This window comes from Yersinia fenwicki (assembly GCF_043099325.1).
Taxonomy (GTDB): Bacteria; Pseudomonadota; Gammaproteobacteria; order Enterobacterales; family Enterobacteriaceae; genus Yersinia.
This window is the reverse complement of sequence record NZ_CP170755.1, coordinates 685980-703553: the sequence shown is the minus strand read 5'-3', so window position 1 is coordinate 703553 and position 17574 is coordinate 685980. Positions and strand designations below refer to the sequence as shown.

Sequence of the window (17574 nt, the reverse complement as noted above, 5' to 3'; positions counted from 1 at the left end):
GACTTGGTAAGAAATAGTCCGGTCAATTCCGCTGACAAAAAATTCGTACTCGGCTTTACTTAGCGCCAATTTGGTTCAACGAGAAAATATTATGAGGGACACAGACAACCGCGTCTTAATAATGAGGATTGCCAGTGGGCCTCTAAGCGGTAATGAATTAATGCTCAAAGCGGGTAGCCACCGGATAATTATTGGCCCTGAGCAAAGTTATTCAACAGAAACAGATAATGACGGCTTCACTACCTATTATTTACCGAGTGAGCAGGGTAATTACCAACTGGCCTTTGTCTGTGATAATGACGCAACTTCAGCGCCTGAAACAGAGAACACTGGGCAGTGGTATCTCACCCTGAGCGGTGATTGCCCTGATATTAAACAGCCAGTGATATTTCAAGAAGTGATGCTGGCCGAGCAGTTTCCGGTGGTGATCAAAATGCTGAACACGCCGTGGAATAGTGAAGAGAGTTCGCCTCTTAGCGTACAAATAGCCGATGAGGAAAGCACAGTAAGTCATGTCCGCACTCGCTCATCAGCAGAACGTAAACTTAATCCAGTTTATGTGGCCGGCATTATGCTTGCCGTACTCACAACCGTCATTGGTTGGAAACTGGTTAACTACAACAGTGAAGCACGGCAGGTCAAAACGCTGGAAACGCTGCTTCAGGGCAGTAGCTCCCCATTGACCGTAACCACCGGTGGTGATGGTCAAAGCCTGGTGTTAGTAAGAACACAGCGTGATTTGGACTGGAGCACTCAGCGTTTATTGCGAGAGCATTATCAAGAACCGGTGATATTGAAAAAAATCGCCAGTTTAGAAGAAGAGATCGAAACTCAGCTTGGCAAGCAATTACCCGGCTTGTTAAAGGTGGATTTAACTCTTCCTTGTCAGCCAGTGATTCGCTGGTTAAAAGGCGACTATCCCGCACCAGAAAATAAGCTGATTAAACAGACACTGGCTGATTTTCTCGGCTGCTCGGTAAAAACTCAGTTAGAGAGTTACACCGCAACTGAATTGATGCACAAGGCAGAGCAAGGACTAACGGAAAGTAATGTACCCTGGCGGGTGAGTAATAAAAGCGGCACCTCTGTTTTTATTATTAATGCCAGTCTGAATGATAGGCAGGCGCTGTCGGCAATTGATTTTTCCAAACATTTCACAAAGAGATATGGCGTACGTCATATACAGTTCTCTATCTCTTTGAGTACGAATCATCTGGCAGGAAAGTCGCTCGTTAATAATCCGAACGGCTATGTCCTATTAGATAATAACCATTGGTACTTTAATCAAGTGTCATTTTAAAACTAAGTAATAAGGATATATATTATGGCTGTACCTGTACCTGTACCTGGACTTGCACAAAATGGTAATTGGAGCACTTCTAAATATGAAACTGTTGATGACCAATCAGATAAAAACTGGGGGATGCAATACCGTAGTGGCGCATTACTAAACAAGCGTGTTGAAGAGCTGGCAGACGAATTAAAAAAGGAACTTGAAAACCCAAATAACGAAATGGATAACCCAGTCGTATTGGCAAAAATATCGGCCCTTAATGGGCACTATAACAGTGCGCGCCAGGCACAAAGCAATATTATGAAATCGATTAAAGACACCTCTCAGGCAATTATTCGTAATATGTAAATTCATTATTCCGCAATAATATCTCACCGTGTTATTGCGGAACCATTAAGGATAGTTTATGTCAATGTTTATCAATCTCGCGCCGGCCGTTCAGCCGGTAATGGAACAGAATATTCCGGCAAGCGGCTCAGTAGAAGACCGCGTAAGAAATTTGTTTGCCAACTACAGCGTTAATGCCAGCCAGGAAAAGGCCGCCATTATTAGTCAGGTTAATAATGGCGATGCAACTAACCCAGCTGAATTATTAAAATTACAAAATCGAATGGGCAATTATAGCCTCAGCATCAATTTGATCAGTACATTAACCCATAAGAGTGCCTCTGCGATCGACTCTGTCTTAAAAGCCCAGTAAATCATGAATAAGCTGACAAAACTTCTGCTGATAAGTACTTTCTGTCTGCTGTCTGGTTGTGATAACCAGGTACTGCTCACGGAACTTAGCCAGCGCCAAAGCAATGAAGTCCTGGCAGTCCTACAGGAAAATGGCGTGGAAGGAACACGTAGGGAGAATGGAAAGCTGGGTAATTCCATTAAGGTCGCGCGCAGTGATTTTGTTACCGCAGTGGATTTGCTACGTCTGTACAACCTGCCTTCTAAAGAGTCAGTGGAAATTATTCAGGCGTTCCCAGGGGATTCATTGGTAGCATCACCGCAGGCAGAACGCTCACGTCTGCTTTCCTTAATTGAGCAACGGCTGGAACAATCGCTACTGACCATTCCCGGTGTAGTAAACGCCAGAGTCCATGTTAGTTATCCTTTAAATGGCAATAATCGGGTCAAAGAACCGCAGCAGGTTTCCAGTCTGGTGACTTATTCCGGCAATGAAGATCATAAGCTGATGATGAGTAAAATTAAGTTATTTCTCACTAACAGTTTTGCCGAGGCTAGCTTTGATAATGTTTCAGTGGTGGTAGTCGAGCGCCCTCCATTACAGCGTCAAATGAAAAATGAGCCAGAATTTCCTGTGCCTCCGGTGCTATTGGTTGGCATTGCTGCCGCTTTAATGACAGCTGCCGGTGCCATGTTGTTACTTTGGCGTCGAAAGCAACAAAACAGCAAGCAAGAAGCACCGTTGAGCATCACGGAGCAAAAATCATGACAGCCAATCCCGGTCGGTTTAGTTTCGCTTGTCAGCAGAAAATCTTGCTGGCACCGGGTGGCTACTTTCACGTCGAGCACAGCGGTGTTGATTACCCCGCCCTACCTCAGGTATTACAGCAAGCTCACAATCAGCGCTTGCTGAAGCAGTATCAACTGCCTGCACCTGATAGAAATACGCTGCTGTTGCCCGATTTTATTGCTGAACATTGGGCGCTATTGCCGAATATGGCCTGGGCGCTGGGGGTACTGTTGCTCCCTGCACCACTCCCGTGGTGGGTGGAGACATCTCAATATGCTGAGTTACATCAACGCGTGAATGTTAATTTCCGTCAACCGCAGGAGGCACCATCATCGCCACAAACACTGCTGGCGACAGGTGCGGCGCAACTACTGGCAGGTCTGGCCCCATTTGGCAGGGTGTATACCGCCCGCGCCAGTTACATGTTCAGTGCCATAACCCGACAATTAATGGAAGCGCCGGTGAAAAATGCCCTTCCGTGGAATGTGATAGAAGGAGCCTGCCGCTATGTCACCACAATCTGAACCGGATATCCGGCAAACCGCTGTTGAAAAAGTCTTGATTAAACATCAAGCCATGAAAGCGAACCGCTATCAAAAAGTACTGATAGAGCAGGCTAAAAAACAGGCCTCGGAACATTGTCAGCAGGCGCAACAAGAAGCAGAGGAAATACAACGTATTGCTTACCAGCAAGGCTACCAGGATGGGCTACAAAAACTGTTAGCTGATCTATTGCTCGGGTTGGAATCAAGCCAGCGCCAATATCAACAGGCACTGGCCAGTAGTGAAGCCCGCTTGCAAACGCTGTTGGAGGAGATGTTTAGTGATCCACGGACGTATGAAATTGTTAGTGAACACTTTATCCGACAACATCCTGAACCTATTCAGATTCAAATGCACCTGCCCCCCTCATTGTTGAAGAAGCTAAAACCTGTGCTGGCAGAAATTCAGCATATCAGTTTAGTGGGTGGCACGGAGGAGAGTATTGCGCTGGAGGTAAATAATGAAATCCTCCATTTCTCACCACCGAGCGCGGCGCAACGGACGTTACCACATGTTTTATCTCTGCCTGCGCGCTGCTCTATTTTGCAGTCCAAAAAGGCGTTGTATCAGAAATTTTCCCAACAACTTAGTCAATCAGGAGAACCACATGTCAATTTCGATGATTCACTCAGCGCTGAAAATGACAGCAACAGTCCCGAATGTTAAACCTGTTTCTCACAGTAATAACAATATACAGCAGCGTGTTGCACAAGCATGGCAAGATAATCCCGCAGGAAAAATATCCACAGAGAAAAATGGATCTGCGCAACAACCTTTAACAACGGGGCAATCAGCAATTGATGACTTTGTTGAAAGTCTACGCACCACGCAAGACAAGAAAGCGCTCTTCGGCCTGCTCAATAGGAAACTAATTAGCCTATCATCAACAGAACGAACAACATTTATTACCGGACTGGTTGCAACACTCAATACATCCGAGGTGCCGGGAGATAACACTTTACTGAAAGAAAAGTTTGATCCGGCTTATGCAATGTACATTGCCAACAACATGCTCTTAACTCAAATGAAAGAAGAGGTTTTCTCCAAAATGGGGCGAGTCCCTGATGAGGATGACGAAGAGTCAGACGAAATTTAAATTTATATTCCTATGAAAACTATTATTTATTATTTATTATTTATTATTTATTATTTATCAATCATGTTATTTCTGGTCCCCGCTGCCGCACAAGCATCTTGTTTATCTAATGCGGCTATACGCTGGGATGTGCCAGAAATCATTCTCGAGGCGATTATTATTCATGAATCGGGTGGTCAACCGCACGCCCGTAACATTAACAAAAATGGTAGTCATGATTATGGCCTGATGCAGATTAATACCATTAATATTGCACCGCTAAAATCTAAGGGGATCATCAATGATAAACAGGCGCTGATGCATCCCTGCACCAACATCGAAGCTGGAGCCTATTTGCTCAGTCAGAAATTTAAAAAACATGGTTATAGCTGGCGCGCAGTGGGCGCGTATCATTCAGAAACTATCCAGTATAGAGATAAGTACGCCAGTAAAATTATGAAAATAGTTAATTCCGGCCCTGATTTTGCCCAGAAGAATGCATCACTGCTAAAATCCTCCCCCACATCTTAATATTTAACACCAAAAATAAGACAAAATCTTAAACACACAGAGAGCACTCTCCAAACGCATGGAGAGTATTCTTTAATATACCCCTATCAGTCTTTCTACCGTTGAGAACCTTTTAAGGAGAAGGTATAAAACACGCCTTGAACTTAGTTAATCTTTTACGAAGGCGAAAATATCATGACTAATAATGAACTGACCCCAACCAACGTTGTTTTGTGTGAAGGTGTTATTTTTAATTCCTGGAAGAGAACATTGACCCAACAAGAAACTGTCGTGGTTCTTTCAGAAAGTGAGTCGTGTCTGTTAAAAATGCTGTTGGATAAAACCTGTAGCAAAAGAGAAGTCATGTATGCAATTTGGGAAAAACGTGGCGTTATTGTAACTGAGAGTAGCTATTATAAATTGGTGAGACAATTACGTTGTTCATTTAAGAAAGCCAATCTGGATGAAACCCTGATTGCCACCTTACCAAGAATTGGTATTTCATATACCGGCACCAAGAAAGCACTGGCTATCGAGTCAACATCAGTAGCCCCAGTCAAAAATAAAGTTGTACGTCAGAAAGGTATCATTGATGCAGTTATTACAACCTGTACACTGACTATCGCCGCAACTTGTTCTTTTTTTTATATGTTCACCGTAGGGTAATCCAATGAAGTTTATTTTTAAAAATCATACACACAGTTATTCCTATTGTTTAATTTTATTACTGTCTTTAATTTTATCAGGCTGTACCCTTCCGACAAGTAATAGCCGTAATTATAATGGGGATTACATTCAGGGAAATATTCAGAGCAATAATAAGATAATACCTGAAAATGTTAAAATTACGCTCTCACTTTCTCAGAATAAGGCATCTGGAGAGAAAGAATTCACGCTTCATGAGTATAATTTTGTGACTCAAACAAAAAGTCTTACAATTCCATTTCGCTTGCAACTGCCGAATGAGTTATCATTATCTTCGCAGCCTCTTAATATCAGTGTAAGGGTAGAGAAAGAGGGGCAATTAATTATGATGAGTGACAAACTCACACCGCTCCTACGTCAATCAAGTGAAAAACTATTACTGACAGTCAATGACAGTTAGTTTTTGCCTCACTTGATCGAGGCCTTTATGACGCAAACGAAAACGCTCAATATAGCAATGATCGAAGATGAACCTTTCAGTCGCCTTGCGCTGATGGAGATCTTAAAAAAATACCCTTATCATCACAAAGAACCAGAACTCCAGCTTATTTACAGTGACTTTTCGCTACAGGTTGTCGGTTGTGTCAGCAATACACCCGAACTCATCACGCTGCTAGAAAGCAACCCTGAGATTGAAGTACTGTTGCTGGATTATTCACTTGTAGCTGGCGAGACAGATGAGAACGAGGATGCATCACTGCCTCAGGATGGCGTCGGGCTTATTAAGCGCCTTATACAGTTGCGCCCCGCATTGAAAATTATTGTTCATACCGCCCATAAAAGTCTGGCTGTAGCTCGTCTTGCCTGGCAAGCGGGGGCATGGGGATTTGTGCAAAAGAGCAGTGACATCCAGGAGCTGTTTTTTGCTATTTCGTATGTCGCCCGTGGTAAAAAATTCTTCCCTATTGAGCTGGCAGCCCTGTCTCAACCCACAGAGCAAAATACACACCATACTTTAACCGGGCGTGAAACCGAAGTACTGCGGATGCTACTCAATGGCTTGAAGCAGAAAGAAATCAGTGTGCGCCTTAATATTAGTTTTAAAACGGTATCCAACACGAAAACGCGTGCCTTCAAGAAACTGGGGCTGACTTCAAACACTGATTTCTTTAAATATGCTCATGAAATTTCTCTCTAAATTCTATCTGATACTGATATTTACGCTGCTGTCATCGACAGCCGTTTATGCTACGAGCACCATCAGTTTTACACCGCAAGAGCTGGATTATATTAAAACTCACCCGGTAGTGAACTACGGTATTTTCCCGAACTCTTATCCAATTGAAACTTTTAATAGTAACGGGGAACATATTGGGCTGACACGGGATTATATTGACTTAATTGCCGCGGCCACCGGGATACACTTTAAGCCGGTACCAACGAATGACGACGACGAATCTATTGCAAATCTGGAACACGGCAAAATCTCACTACTTACCAGCACTTCCAGCGCCTTTGTCAAAGCCAATAACCTGATCAGCAGTGTACCGATTTTTTCTACCTGGCCGGTCACTGTCACGCGCAAAGCCACACGACATATCGTGACTCCGGATGACCTGCAAGAGGGTTATGTTTCCATCACTGACTATTTATCACTGATTGAGTGGTTTACTGAGCAATTTCCTAATATTAATTACAAGATATCGCGTTCGCCCGAGGAGGCTATCGGTGAGGTGATACACGGGCGAGCAAAAGCCGCAGTCGTCCTTTCGCCCACAGCTCTCTATTACATGAACGTAGTTCACCCCGGGCAGCTAAAAATGTCCCACCCTCATAAAGTCAAGATTCCCAGAGTGATGAGTGCACGACCCGAAGACCAAATCCTGATCGATATTATCAATAAAGTCATCGCGTCCATTTCCGCCAAACAGCAATCTGAACTCATGGCAAAATGGATGCTCAGCGACACTATTTCGCAACCGGATAATACCCAACCAAATTGGTACTACTATAGCCTGGCCACTGCCTTATTATGTCTGTCGTGTTTTGTTTTTTATCGTAACCGGCAGCTAAAAATAGCATTCATCCAATTGGGTTCAAAAAACAATCTCGAGCTGTCAGTTATTGCGCACGAATTGCGTACGCCACTGATTGGTATTTTGACGGCCTGCGAAGGTCTGGTAGACAAAATAGCTTCAACCAACCAGCGCGAAAGACTTGCTAACGTAATTCATGTCACCCGCGAATTACTGGATAATCTTGATTTGTCACTCGATAACGCCAAAATCAATGCCGGTTCTGTCACTCAAAACCCACAACCACAGTTACTGGTCGAATTATGCGATACCACGGTCAAACTATTCACCAGTTTTGCCGAAACACACGGCACCACACTTCAGGTTCGCTACCTGTCAAAGCAGTTTTTTTTACCTCACTTGATCGATGGTACCTTGGTTTCTCAGGCGCTGAACAATATCGTCAGTAATGCCATTAAGCACACACATGGCGGTATGGTATTGATTGAATGTTCATTGCTGCAAGTGGACGGTAAGAACATGTTTAGCATTGAGGTGATAGACACCGGCACCGGGATCCCCTGCAAGATACTGGCACGGCTTTCAGAACCCTTTTATCAGGGCAAACTCTCTCGCTCGGACAGCAATACTCCTCACCCCAAGGGCACCGGGCTGGGATTGTTCGTCGCCAAGAAAAATATGCATATCACCGGCGGGCATCTGGCTATTGCCAGTCAGCCGGGGGTCGGCTCACGGGTGACCATTGCCCTACCTGCAATTGCTGCCCATTATGTTATCGAAAAACCACAGACTGAAGGGTTGCATATCTTCATATCTGTGGTGCCCCCCACCCCGCTAAGTAGAGAAATTACCCAGATTCTGGATGGCTGTGAGTTACCTTATTGCTTCACTGCTGAGCAACGCTCGACAGCCCCCCCAGGGCCTACGATACACTTACAACTGGATTTGTCTCAGAATCACTGGCAACTGCACAATCAGCAGGGTGAGTCTGTCATTGTCCCTCGTCCGCTGTATGCATCAGCACTCTATCTTGCCATCATCGAGTTATGTAATGAGCAGTCGCCGCTCAAGAGCCGCAGTGATAGTCCCGAGATACACTCCCCTGCCACCATGACAGAATCACGGCGTCTGTTGGTCGTAGAGGATGAACCACTGTTACTGGAGGTTCAGTATGAACTGTTTAGCCGTATGGGGTTTCAGGTGGATGCAGTGGCAAACACGCAACAGGCTTATCAGAGCTGGTTACAACATCACCATACTATTATTGTGACCGACTGCCGGCTCGATGAGAGCGACGGCTTTGAACTGGTTCGTCACCTGCGAAAACTGATGCAAGATACCCCAGAGCCAGTGCTGATTATCGGTCAGTCGGCTTCACTGCAAGTAGAAGATGCACAGCGCGCCCGCGAAGTCGGCATGGATTACCTGCTACAAAAGCCGGTTGCACGCGAGCAATGGCATCAATTGATACGTGACTATTTCGCATCAGAGAAATAATAACAGACAAGCCAAAGGGAGCTACTTGGCCGCGAAAAGTGAAAGCAGCCCTAGTGATTGAGTGACAGACTATTACTTTTACATAATCTAGCGAGGTCACACCATGTCGATTACTTTTTTTAAGCCAGCTGACAGCTTCAGTGTATTTAATAAAAAGAGTCACCCTGCTCTTGCAGAGTGCACTAACGCAGCAGAGAATCTCCAAAAAAAATTAATAAAGTAGCCAATATCCTTAAGGGTTATGCCACAGAGCATAATATTATTAAATATAATGCTGACAGTGGAGAAACAACACTCTTTAATGTGTCAGATAATTAAAGATAGCCCACAAAGTTTGAAGCTAGTTGCAGATGTATTAATGAGTACTGGCCGCTTTAATAATGAGCTAAAAGAACCTTCTTTTATTAGAGAAATCTCCAGGTTGACTAAATCTTTAGATAAATATAGTAAGCAGGCTGAAAAAATTGAGAAAAAGGATCTACAGGCAAAGCTACGCACGTTGCGAGAAATAGTAGCAGCGGAAAATAAATTAGATAACATGAAGTTAAATAGTGGCTTACCAGAAGTAGTCAAAACACAGAAAACAGATAGCAAACAAGAAATAGCCAAGATAAGTGAGACACGAAAACTACTAGGGCAAGATATGACTCCAGAGTGTTTTTCGGCACGTAAAAACATGGGAATTCTTATTGAATATTTTAACGCCAACTCTGGCACTTTCAAGGAAAAAGGACTATTTCGAACTCCCGGTTCCAAAAGGGAAATTGAAACCATTACAGAATATATGAATACGGGCATTAAGACCAAGGAGAAAATATTCAAATATTTAAATGAGTTTAAAGACATTCATTGCATTACTGGTACATTTAAAGAATATTTAAAATTGACATTAACCACTGACGATAAAAAAACTATTCAACGTTTGGTTGAAGGTCATGCTAAGTCCCCTCAAAAGGCACCATGGCTAAAACAGCTACCATCACCAATACAGGAATTGCTGCCTTTCTTAGCTAAAATTGAACGTAATAATAAAACAAACTTAATGACCGCTGATAACCTGGCCAGAGTATTCGCGCCACACTTTCAACAAAACTCTACTGAGATAGATGGTATCAAACAGTTAAAAGAATTAACTGAATCGTATATACCGTACATAAGCCATTTAATCAGTTATAAGAGTAACCACCCAGCACCAGTACCATTACCACGATTTAGTAAACCCAAATAAGGCTATTACAGCCAACTCAGCAGTGTTGGATGACTACGTAAATGAAAAGGGGTATTTCGATATATCATCTGAAGCATCAGGACATCCTTCCGCGATTAATCGTTGCTTACAGATTGCGTGCACTAAAGGAAGGATGGTTCAGGTAGGCGTGGCGATAATTTTCTCATAAGGATGGCATATGCCTGCAGGTACGCTTCTATCCTCACCGCTATTAAAGAAAGTCATCGCTAAAGTTCACCGTTCATACCTACTCAAGTAAAGGCTCTTCTCCCTAACTATGGCCCAAGCGCCTTGCGAATCAAGCATGTGTATTTTGTTTTCTGTTGTGGCAATATACATAACATATATGTTTCGTATAGGTGCTTTATGGGAATTGTTAAAATCTCCGATTTGATGCATGAAAATCTCCGTATCGCCAGTAATGCCATGAGCCGGTCAATTAACGCACAAGCCGAGCATTGGCTCAAAATGGGTATGCTGGCAGAGCTTTATCCCCAATTGAGCCACCATGAGCTGGCACGAGTACTGGTTCAGGCTGAATTACAGGGTGGAGCCGACATTGCCAGAATCATCCAGAGTGAACCCCATACATTTAATAAAGAAGAGAATGCGCAATGACGACAGTAAAAATTCACTCACCGGCAGAAATTGAAATGGCGCGAGCGGCAGGCCAAGCCGCCGCGAAAGTGCTGGAAATGATCACACCTTATGTTCGCGCGGGGGTCACAACAGATGAAATTGATCGGTTATGTCACGATTACGTCGTTAACGAACTGAAAGTCATCCCTGCCAATATAGGCTATCACGGCTATGCGCACACCGTTTGTACCTCGGTCAATCATGTGGTTTGCCACGGAATTCCGTCGGATAAAAAACTCAAAAATGGCGATATCGTCAATATTGATGTCGCCATTATTAAAGATGGTTGGTATGGCGATACCAGCAGAATGTACTATGTTGGAGAGCCATCCGTCAGAGCTAAACGGTTGGTGGATATCACTTATTTATCGATGGTTGCCGGGATTAAGGTCGTAAGGCCAGGGGCAACACTCGGGGATATCGGAGCAGCTATTCAACAAGTTGCGGAAGATGCAGGTTTTTCTGTGGTGAGGGAGTATTGTGGTCATGGCGTGGGTCAGGAATATCATACCGCACCACAAGTACTGCACTATGGGACTCCGGGACTAGGTATGCCGCTGAAAGCAGGAATGATTTTCACCATTGAGCCAATGATTAATGCCGGTAAAGCCGCCACCAGCGTCCTGTCTGATGGTTGGACAGTCGTCACCAAAGACCGTTCTCTTTCAGCACAATGGGAACACACCATTGCCGTGACGGAAACCGGTTACGACCTACTGACACCTTGGCCTGAAGGCACCGGAGAATACGCTGCAATTTAGTTACTCTGGCTGCTGACAAAGTTAATTAGCGGGGAAATGTGCTGAATGGGTCCCTACTTGTTTAAAATACAAGTGGCGTAAGCCGTAGGAGCGCCTATTGATACAGTCGCCCCGCTAGTTTCCGAGTCATAAAATAACTTTGTCATTAGCCTTAACGGTAATAAACCGCGATATGTTGCTCTTGCACTTTTTCTATTCTGATTTTTATATCAAAAATTTCTTCTAGGATATCCGGCTGCATGATTTCTTCGGGTGCGCCGCGATAGATAACCGCACCGTCTTTCATGGCGATAATATGGTCGGAATAGGCAGAAGCAAAATTGATATCATGAATCACTAAAATGATTGTTTTCTTCAATTCATCCGCCGCACGCCGCAATTGCTTCATCATCGCGACACAATGTTTCATGTCCAGATTATTTAATGGCTCATCCAGCAGGATATATTTCGTATCCTGACACAACACCATCGCCACATAAGCACGTTGCCGTTGTCCACCCGACAACTCATCAAGATAGCGGTCTTTCAGCGGCATCAGATTGAGGAATTCCATCGCCGCATCAATATATTGGCGATCGTTTTCATTGAGCCGCCCTTTCGAATAAGGGTAACGGCCAAATCCTACCAAATCTGAAACTGTCAGTCGGCTGGTAAAGTGGTTTTCTTGCCGTAGGACTGAAAGGATAGTCGCCAATTTATCCCCGGAGGTTTGGGCAACATCCAGCCCGTTAAACTGAACACGCCCGAGATCTGGCGTCAGTAAACGGCTCATAATCGACAATAACGTCGACTTACCCGCACCATTTGGCCCGATAATTGACGTTATTCCGCCAGAAGGAATGCTCTCATTTATATTACTGAGTACCGTTGTATTCTGGTATTTTTTATTAATATCCGTTATTTCAATCACACCGGAGCCTTTTTTATTAAAAGATAAATAAACAGCGCGCCACCCACAAACTCAATGACCACAGAGAGTGTTCCCGACATGTTCAGCAAACGTTCAAGGATCAATTGCCCACCGACCAGCGTAATGACCCCTAGCAGAAAGACCCCTGGCAACAAATATTGATGCCGGAATGATCCTACCAGCGGATAAGCCAGATTCGCGATAAGCAGACCTAAGAAGGTTAATGGCCCGACAAGTGCTGTTGATATAGCGACCAGTAACGAGACTAATAGTAAGATAGTGGTGATCTTTTTCTGGTAAGCAACGCCCAAATTAATTGCTGTATTTCTACCCAAAGCAATAATATCGAGGCAATGGCGCATGCGCCAAATGGTTATCGCCACGAGAATAATTATCCCAGTAGAAAGCGCAATAATTTCCGGCGCGGCGCGGGTAAAGGTAGCAAATACCCGGCCCTGCAAAACAGCAAACTCTCCGGGGGAGAGCAGGCGCTGCATCAAGCTGGATAAACTGCGGAACAACGTGCCACATACCAACCCGACCAATAGCACCTTGTGCAGATTAATCCCTACTCCGGTCAGCAACCAGCGATAGAGAAATACTGAAAACAGCAGTAGCAAAGCCGATTCACAAAGAAACTTTCCAGTAATTCCGAGCACCCTGAACCCATTAGCATCGACAAAAAAGATCAACATAGTTTGGATCAGGATAAACAGCGCCTCAAGTCCCATCACTGACGGCGTCAAAATCCGGTTATTAGTGACAGTTTGGAATAACACGGTGGCAATACCGGCGGCAAAGGCAACCAATACCATAGTGGCTAAAATAAGGCCACGATGCACCAGAACATATTGAATATTGCCTCTAAGATTAATGGTCATGAAAATAACCATTGCGATAAGAGCAATAATACTCAATAACAATAATCGTTTTGCCGGGGAGCTTAAGCTTTTATTTTTCTCTTGGGATAGAGAGTTTAGTGAAGAAGACTCATTAGCCTGCATGACGTTTTGTCCTAACAATTAATAATAGGAAAACGAGTGCGCCAATTGCGCCCAGAATAACGCTGGCAGGTATTTCAAACGGGTAACTGACTAATCGACCAATGATATCGCATAACACCACTAGGCCACCGCCACACAACGCCACCCAAGGGATGGTTCGCCGTAGGTTATCACCCATCGCCATGCTGACAATATTGGGAACTATTAATCCGAGGAAAGGCAGTACACCGATCACTACCACTACCACGCCGCTGGTGATAGCAATAATGGACATCCCCATGAGCATAACCCGCTGATAATTCAAGCCGACATTAACCGAGAAATCCCGCCCCATACCAGCGACAGTAAAGCGGTCAGCGATCAAACAAGCAATCAACGTCAATGCACCCACTATCCACAGCAGTTCATAGCGGCCTTGCAACACACCCGAGAAATCACCCGATTCCCAACTGCCCAATGATTGCAGCAGATCAAACTCCATTGCCAAGAAAGTGGTGACTGCGCTAAATACCGCCCCCAGCATAATGCCGGTCAGCGGCACCATCAGCGCCGATTTCATTCTCATTCGTGCCAGTAGCAGCATAAAAAGTGCGGTACCGCCCATAGCAAAAACGGTCGCTACTAACATCTTAACCATTACCGGTGCGGCGGGGCTAAATACCATAACCAACAGTAAGCCGAGACTGGCCGACTGGGTGGTACCGGCAATCGAGGGTTCGACAAACCGGTTCTGAGTGAGCATCTGCATAATAAGGCCAGCAACACTCATGGCACTGCCAGCCAGAACCAAGGCTAATGTTCGCGGTACACGGCTTATCAAAAAGATGTCGCTCATGTCGGGATCTGACCACACCTCGGACAAGGTGACATTCCCGGCACCAATAAATAGGCTGCATGCCATAAGGCCCAGTAAAATAACCAGGCCTGCTATAAAGCTAAGATTTTTCATTAGTGGGTATTACTGCGCAGCAGCTTGTTTATCCAGCACTGAGCTGATTTTATCCATCAGTTGCATATAGCTCTGCACACCACCGGCAATATAGAGCGAGGCAGAATCGAGATAAATCACGTGATTATTTTGCCATGCTTTGGTCTTGCGAATCAGAGGGTTATCCAAGATTTGTTGTGCAGACTGATTTTCAGTACGGCCAATGGCATTATCGCGATCAAGGACAAATAACCACTCAGGGTTAGCATTGAGGATAAACTCAGAAGTCACCACGTTGCCATGATTACCGGCTTCAGTGAAGCTGGCCGCAGGAGTGAAGCCTAACTCGTCAAAAATAAAGCCAAAACGCGACCCCGGTGTGTAGGCCGACATTTTTCCGCCACTGACCATCACTACCATGGCAGACCCAGCATTAGCTGACTTCTGCTTGATAGCATCTATCTGAGAAGTAAATTTACCCAGCAGTGTTTTCGCCTCTTCTTCTTTACCGAAGATAGATGCTAATTGTTCCGTACGCTGTGTCAGACTTTGGGTAAAGTGCTTAGGATCGATATCCAGTGCGATAGTCGGGGCAATGGCACTCAGTTTGTCATAGGCGTCTTGAGCACGCCCCCCAGCGATAATTAGGTCAGGTTTAGCCTGACTCAGGGCTTCATAGTCAGGTTCAAATAAGGTGCCGGCATTCAGGTATTCTGAACCGGTGTATTTGGATAAAAACGCCGGAAGGTGTGTGCTGGTTTGGGGAACACCGGCCACTTTGATATTCAGGGCATCGGCCGTATCCAATACGGAAGGGTTCAGTATGATGACTTTTTGCGGATTAAGTGGAACCTGAGTGGTGCCTTGTGCATGTTCGATACTGATTTTTGCTGTGTCTTCAGGGGTTGCCGATGAGTTATCACACCCGGTAAGCACCGCTGTGAGCGCCAGTAATGATGAAAATAAAGCTAAACGTAATCGCATTTTCTCTCCTGAAAAGTGGGGATGTAGATATCCTTGATTGGGAACGACAATGATTTGCATTAGTAATATCAGGATAATACCGATATATGTCTGTTATTAATAGTTTAGGTCACCGAATCAGCGGATAAATCTTCACTCGGACGAGGAATCAAACCCGTCATTCAAGTTTTTCAGATGAGAGTTTTAACTCTAATTAATTGTTTTAATTAAATATAAATTCAACCATGACACATACTGTTCCATGATTTCGCCCCGCGCAGATTGGCAGTCAGCAGCTCTGATGATAAAGGGTAGTTCCTAGCGCTAAACCGTCTCAACTACTGATAGGAAACTATCGGTTTCTATCAGGCGGTTTAATTTAAGTATTCTTATCTATGGCTGGCTTTATTGTATCAGCACCCAAATTTCGTGAAAATCCCAAGCAGTTATATGACAGTTTCGTGAACAATCTCTAAAGTAATGATAATTAATTTGACCTATCTACGCGGGTAGATACACTAAAAAGACGAAACAATATTAATGTTATCTAATATTTTCTCGTTTAACTCAGTTTTGCTGATTAAGCCCGGCAACGGAGTAACAGACGTATAAAGACACATTAATGCGTGAACACGATGCTTCAACACCAGGGGAACTTTTTTAATGACTTCACTAAATAGCTCGGCGGCAGACAATGCTCCATCAGAGAGCATGGCTGCAGAAGAGCGTTTGGCTACGCCCGAAGGTCGCAAAGACTTTTGGCGCGCAACCTTTTCGTGTTGGCTCGGCACGGCCATGGAGTATGCAGACTTTGCACTTTATGGTTTAGCGGCTGGCATAATATTTGGTGATGTCTTCTTCCCGGAAGCAACACCTGCAATCGCGTTGTTATCCAGCTTCGCCACTTACTCTGTCGGCTTTATTGCCCGCCCTATTGGCGCGCTGCTGTTCGGTAGATTAGGTGACCGCAAAGGCCGGAAAGTGGTGATGATTACGACCATCAGCTTGATGGGAGCGTCCACTACCATGATTGGCCTGATCCCAAGTTACGCCTCTATCGGCTTGTGGGCTCCGGCCTGTCTGGCTTTCTTGCGTTTTATGCAAGGTCTGGGAGCGGGTGCCGAACTGTCTGGCGGCGCGGTGATGTTGGGGGAATATGCCCCAGCTAAAAGGCGAGGTTTAGTCTCCTCCATTATTGCATTGGGATCTAACAGCGGTACGCTGCTGGCGGCACTGGTGTGGTTGCTGGTCTTGCAGATGGACAAACAAACTCTGCTTGACTGGGGCTGGCGCATTCCATTCCTTTCCAGCATTTTAATCGCTGGTGCAGCACTGTTTATCCGTCGTCACATGCGTGAAACTCCGGTCTTTGAGCGCCAAAAATTGGTGTTGGAACAACAGCGCCAACAAGCATTAGCCTTCGGCCGCGAGCATACGGCCGAAGTGGATAATCGCACTTTCTGGCAGCGCAGCAAATCGTTTTGGATAATGGTGGGCTTGCGTATTGGCGAGAACGGCCCGTCTTATCTGGCTCAAGGTTTTATGATTGGCTATGTTGCCAAAGTGCTGATGGTGGATAAATCGGTGCCCACCATGGCGGTATTTATTGCTTCCTGTCTGGGCTTCTTGATTATTCCATTGGCCGGCTATCTATCAGACCGCTTTGGCCGCCGTATTACTTATCGTTGGTTCTGCTTGTTATTAATTATCTATGCTTTCCCGGCATTTATGCTGTTGGAAACCCGCGAGCCGATTATTGTAATGGGGACTATCATTGTAGGTATGGGTTTGGCGTCACTGGGTATCTTTGGGGTGCAAGCAGCATGGGGTGTCGAGTTATTTGGTGTGACTAATCGCTATACCAAAATGGCAGTCGCGAAAGAGTTAGGCTCCATTTTATCCGGTGGGACTGCACCATTAATAGCGGCAGCCATGTTGACACTGACTGGCCACTGGTGGCCAATTGCACTGTATTTCGCCGTAATGGCGGGAATTGGGTTTGTTACCACGTTCTTTGCACCAGAAACTCGTGGGCGTGACCTCAATTTACCAGAAGATGCGGTTTAGTAGTAG

20 protein-coding genes are annotated in these 17574 nt (G+C 45.0%); 16 read left to right on the top strand and 4 right to left on the bottom strand.

The window, feature by feature from the left end; all coding sequences use genetic code 11:
• The first annotated feature begins 91 nt into the window (after positions 1-91).
• From ACF3VQ_RS03185 to map, 15 genes are all read left to right on the top strand, one after another.
• Entirely contained in the window at positions 92-1300 is a 1209-nt protein-coding gene (locus ACF3VQ_RS03185) for a PrgH/EprH family type III secretion apparatus protein (protein WP_392433370.1), read from the top strand.
• Positions 1301-1324: 24 nt separating this feature from the next.
• Positions 1325-1642, top strand: coding sequence for an EscF/YscF/HrpA family type III secretion system needle major subunit (locus ACF3VQ_RS03180; RefSeq protein ID WP_392433369.1), 318 nt, complete (start codon positions 1325-1327; stop codon positions 1640-1642).
• Positions 1643-1700: 58 nt separating this feature from the next.
• On the top strand, positions 1701-1994 hold the full coding sequence (gene sctI / locus ACF3VQ_RS03175; protein ID WP_392433368.1) for a type III secretion system inner rod subunit SctI: 294 nt from the start codon (positions 1701-1703) through the stop codon (positions 1992-1994).
• 3 nt (positions 1995-1997) lie between these two features.
• Complete coding sequence (gene sctJ / locus ACF3VQ_RS03170; protein WP_392433367.1) at positions 1998-2741, top strand: type III secretion system inner membrane ring lipoprotein SctJ; 744 nt, start codon at positions 1998-2000, stop codon at positions 2739-2741.
• The gene (locus ACF3VQ_RS03165) at positions 2738-3286 is read left to right on the top strand and encodes a hypothetical protein (RefSeq protein WP_392433366.1); all 549 of its coding nucleotides are present in this window, start codon (positions 2738-2740) and stop codon (positions 3284-3286) included. The genes sctJ and ACF3VQ_RS03165 overlap by 4 nt, the downstream gene beginning before the upstream one ends.
• Positions 3270-3971 carry a hypothetical protein gene (locus tag ACF3VQ_RS03160; RefSeq protein WP_392433365.1) on the top strand — a complete coding sequence of 234 codons (702 nt, stop codon included), beginning with the start codon at positions 3270-3272 and terminating at the stop codon, positions 3969-3971. The genes ACF3VQ_RS03165 and ACF3VQ_RS03160 overlap by 17 nt, the downstream gene beginning before the upstream one ends.
• Positions 3913-4401 (top strand): hypothetical protein, encoded by a 489-nt coding sequence (locus ACF3VQ_RS03155; protein ID WP_392433364.1) that lies wholly within the window; start codon positions 3913-3915, stop codon positions 4399-4401. Before ACF3VQ_RS03160 ends, ACF3VQ_RS03155 begins: the two co-directional genes overlap by 59 nt.
• 63 nt (positions 4402-4464) lie before the next feature.
• Positions 4465-4911, top strand: coding sequence for a lytic transglycosylase domain-containing protein (locus tag ACF3VQ_RS03150; protein WP_392433363.1), 447 nt, complete (start codon positions 4465-4467; stop codon positions 4909-4911).
• A gap of 174 nt (positions 4912-5085) precedes the next feature.
• Entirely contained in the window at positions 5086-5556 is a 471-nt protein-coding gene (locus tag ACF3VQ_RS03145) for a transcriptional regulator (RefSeq protein ID WP_392433362.1), read from the top strand.
• Positions 5557-5560: 4 nt separating this feature from the next.
• The gene (locus ACF3VQ_RS03140) at positions 5561-5995 is read left to right on the top strand and encodes a hypothetical protein (RefSeq protein WP_392433361.1); all 435 of its coding nucleotides are present in this window, start codon (positions 5561-5563) and stop codon (positions 5993-5995) included.
• 27 nt (positions 5996-6022) lie between these two features.
• The gene (locus tag ACF3VQ_RS03135) at positions 6023-6733 is read left to right on the top strand and encodes a LuxR C-terminal-related transcriptional regulator (protein WP_392433360.1); all 711 of its coding nucleotides are present in this window, start codon (positions 6023-6025) and stop codon (positions 6731-6733) included.
• Positions 6711-9068, top strand: a complete 2358-nt coding sequence (locus ACF3VQ_RS03130) for an ATP-binding protein (RefSeq protein ID WP_392433359.1) — start codon at positions 6711-6713, stop codon at positions 9066-9068. The genes ACF3VQ_RS03135 and ACF3VQ_RS03130 overlap by 23 nt, the downstream gene beginning before the upstream one ends.
• 358 nt (positions 9069-9426) lie before the next feature.
• On the top strand, positions 9427-10296 hold the full coding sequence (locus ACF3VQ_RS03125) for a Rho GTPase-activating protein (protein WP_392433358.1): 870 nt from the start codon (positions 9427-9429) through the stop codon (positions 10294-10296).
• 366 nt (positions 10297-10662) lie between these two features.
• Positions 10663-10914 carry a ParD-like family protein gene (locus ACF3VQ_RS03120; protein ID WP_392433357.1) on the top strand — a complete coding sequence of 84 codons (252 nt, stop codon included), beginning with the start codon at positions 10663-10665 and terminating at the stop codon, positions 10912-10914.
• The gene (gene map, locus ACF3VQ_RS03115) at positions 10911-11696 is read left to right on the top strand and encodes a type I methionyl aminopeptidase (RefSeq protein ID WP_392433356.1); all 786 of its coding nucleotides are present in this window, start codon (positions 10911-10913) and stop codon (positions 11694-11696) included. Before ACF3VQ_RS03120 ends, map begins: the two co-directional genes overlap by 4 nt.
• A gap of 151 nt (positions 11697-11847) precedes the next feature.
• On the opposite strand, the gene ACF3VQ_RS03110 is transcribed toward map, so the two are convergent.
• Genes ACF3VQ_RS03110 through ACF3VQ_RS03095 form a run of 4 tightly spaced genes read right to left on the bottom strand, consistent with a single transcriptional unit; the run spans position 11848 to position 15522 of the window.
• Complete coding sequence (locus tag ACF3VQ_RS03110) at positions 11848-12606, bottom strand: ABC transporter ATP-binding protein (protein ID WP_392433355.1); 759 nt, start codon at positions 12604-12606, stop codon at positions 11848-11850.
• A complete protein-coding gene (locus tag ACF3VQ_RS03105) occupies positions 12603-13610 on the bottom strand; it encodes an iron chelate uptake ABC transporter family permease subunit (RefSeq protein WP_392433354.1) in 1008 nt (335 codons plus the stop codon). Before ACF3VQ_RS03105 ends, ACF3VQ_RS03110 begins: the two co-directional genes overlap by 4 nt.
• A complete protein-coding gene (locus ACF3VQ_RS03100; RefSeq protein ID WP_392433353.1) occupies positions 13600-14559 on the bottom strand; it encodes an ABC transporter permease in 960 nt (319 codons plus the stop codon). Before ACF3VQ_RS03100 ends, ACF3VQ_RS03105 begins: the two co-directional genes overlap by 11 nt.
• Before the next feature lie 9 nt (positions 14560-14568).
• Entirely contained in the window at positions 14569-15522 is a 954-nt protein-coding gene (locus ACF3VQ_RS03095) for a siderophore ABC transporter substrate-binding protein (protein ID WP_392433352.1), read from the bottom strand.
• 642 nt (positions 15523-16164) lie between these two features.
• On the opposite strand from ACF3VQ_RS03095, the gene ACF3VQ_RS03090 reads away from it, so the two are divergent.
• A complete protein-coding gene (locus ACF3VQ_RS03090) occupies positions 16165-17568 on the top strand; it encodes an MFS transporter (protein WP_392433351.1) in 1404 nt (467 codons plus the stop codon).
• Positions 17569-17574 lie beyond the last annotated feature (6 nt).

Excerpts from the sequence above, each read along its gene's own strand:
- ACF3VQ_RS03125 (WP_392433358.1), top strand. The coding sequence starts at position 9,427 with ATGAGTACTGGCCGCTTTAATAATGAGCTAAAAGAACCTTCTTTTATT.
- ACF3VQ_RS03140 (WP_392433361.1), top strand. The coding sequence starts at position 5,561 with ATGAAGTTTATTTTTAAAAATCATACACACAGTTATTCCTATTGTTTA.
- sctI (WP_392433368.1), top strand. The coding sequence starts at position 1,701 with ATGTCAATGTTTATCAATCTCGCGCCGGCCGTTCAGCCGGTAATGGAA.
- ACF3VQ_RS03165 (WP_392433366.1), top strand. The coding sequence starts at position 2,738 with ATGACAGCCAATCCCGGTCGGTTTAGTTTCGCTTGTCAGCAGAAAATC.
- ACF3VQ_RS03120 (WP_392433357.1), top strand. The coding sequence starts at position 10,663 with ATGGGAATTGTTAAAATCTCCGATTTGATGCATGAAAATCTCCGTATC.
- ACF3VQ_RS03130 (WP_392433359.1), top strand. The coding sequence starts at position 6,711 with ATGCTCATGAAATTTCTCTCTAAATTCTATCTGATACTGATATTTACG.
- ACF3VQ_RS03145 (WP_392433362.1), top strand. The coding sequence starts at position 5,086 with ATGACTAATAATGAACTGACCCCAACCAACGTTGTTTTGTGTGAAGGT.
- ACF3VQ_RS03095 (WP_392433352.1), bottom strand. The coding sequence starts at position 15,522 with ATGCGATTACGTTTAGCTTTATTTTCATCATTACTGGCGCTCACAGCG.
- ACF3VQ_RS03155 (WP_392433364.1), top strand. The coding sequence starts at position 3,913 with ATGTCAATTTCGATGATTCACTCAGCGCTGAAAATGACAGCAACAGTC.
- map (WP_392433356.1), top strand. The coding sequence starts at position 10,911 with ATGACGACAGTAAAAATTCACTCACCGGCAGAAATTGAAATGGCGCGA.
- ACF3VQ_RS03090 (WP_392433351.1), top strand. The coding sequence starts at position 16,165 with ATGACTTCACTAAATAGCTCGGCGGCAGACAATGCTCCATCAGAGAGC.
- ACF3VQ_RS03100 (WP_392433353.1), bottom strand. The coding sequence starts at position 14,559 with ATGAAAAATCTTAGCTTTATAGCAGGCCTGGTTATTTTACTGGGCCTT.
- ACF3VQ_RS03185 (WP_392433370.1), top strand. The coding sequence starts at position 92 with ATGAGGGACACAGACAACCGCGTCTTAATAATGAGGATTGCCAGTGGG.
- sctJ (WP_392433367.1), top strand. The coding sequence starts at position 1,998 with ATGAATAAGCTGACAAAACTTCTGCTGATAAGTACTTTCTGTCTGCTG.
- ACF3VQ_RS03105 (WP_392433354.1), bottom strand. The coding sequence starts at position 13,610 with ATGCAGGCTAATGAGTCTTCTTCACTAAACTCTCTATCCCAAGAGAAA.
- ACF3VQ_RS03180 (WP_392433369.1), top strand. The coding sequence starts at position 1,325 with ATGGCTGTACCTGTACCTGTACCTGGACTTGCACAAAATGGTAATTGG.
- ACF3VQ_RS03135 (WP_392433360.1), top strand. The coding sequence starts at position 6,023 with ATGACGCAAACGAAAACGCTCAATATAGCAATGATCGAAGATGAACCT.
- ACF3VQ_RS03160 (WP_392433365.1), top strand. The coding sequence starts at position 3,270 with ATGTCACCACAATCTGAACCGGATATCCGGCAAACCGCTGTTGAAAAA.
- ACF3VQ_RS03150 (WP_392433363.1), top strand. The coding sequence starts at position 4,465 with ATGTTATTTCTGGTCCCCGCTGCCGCACAAGCATCTTGTTTATCTAAT.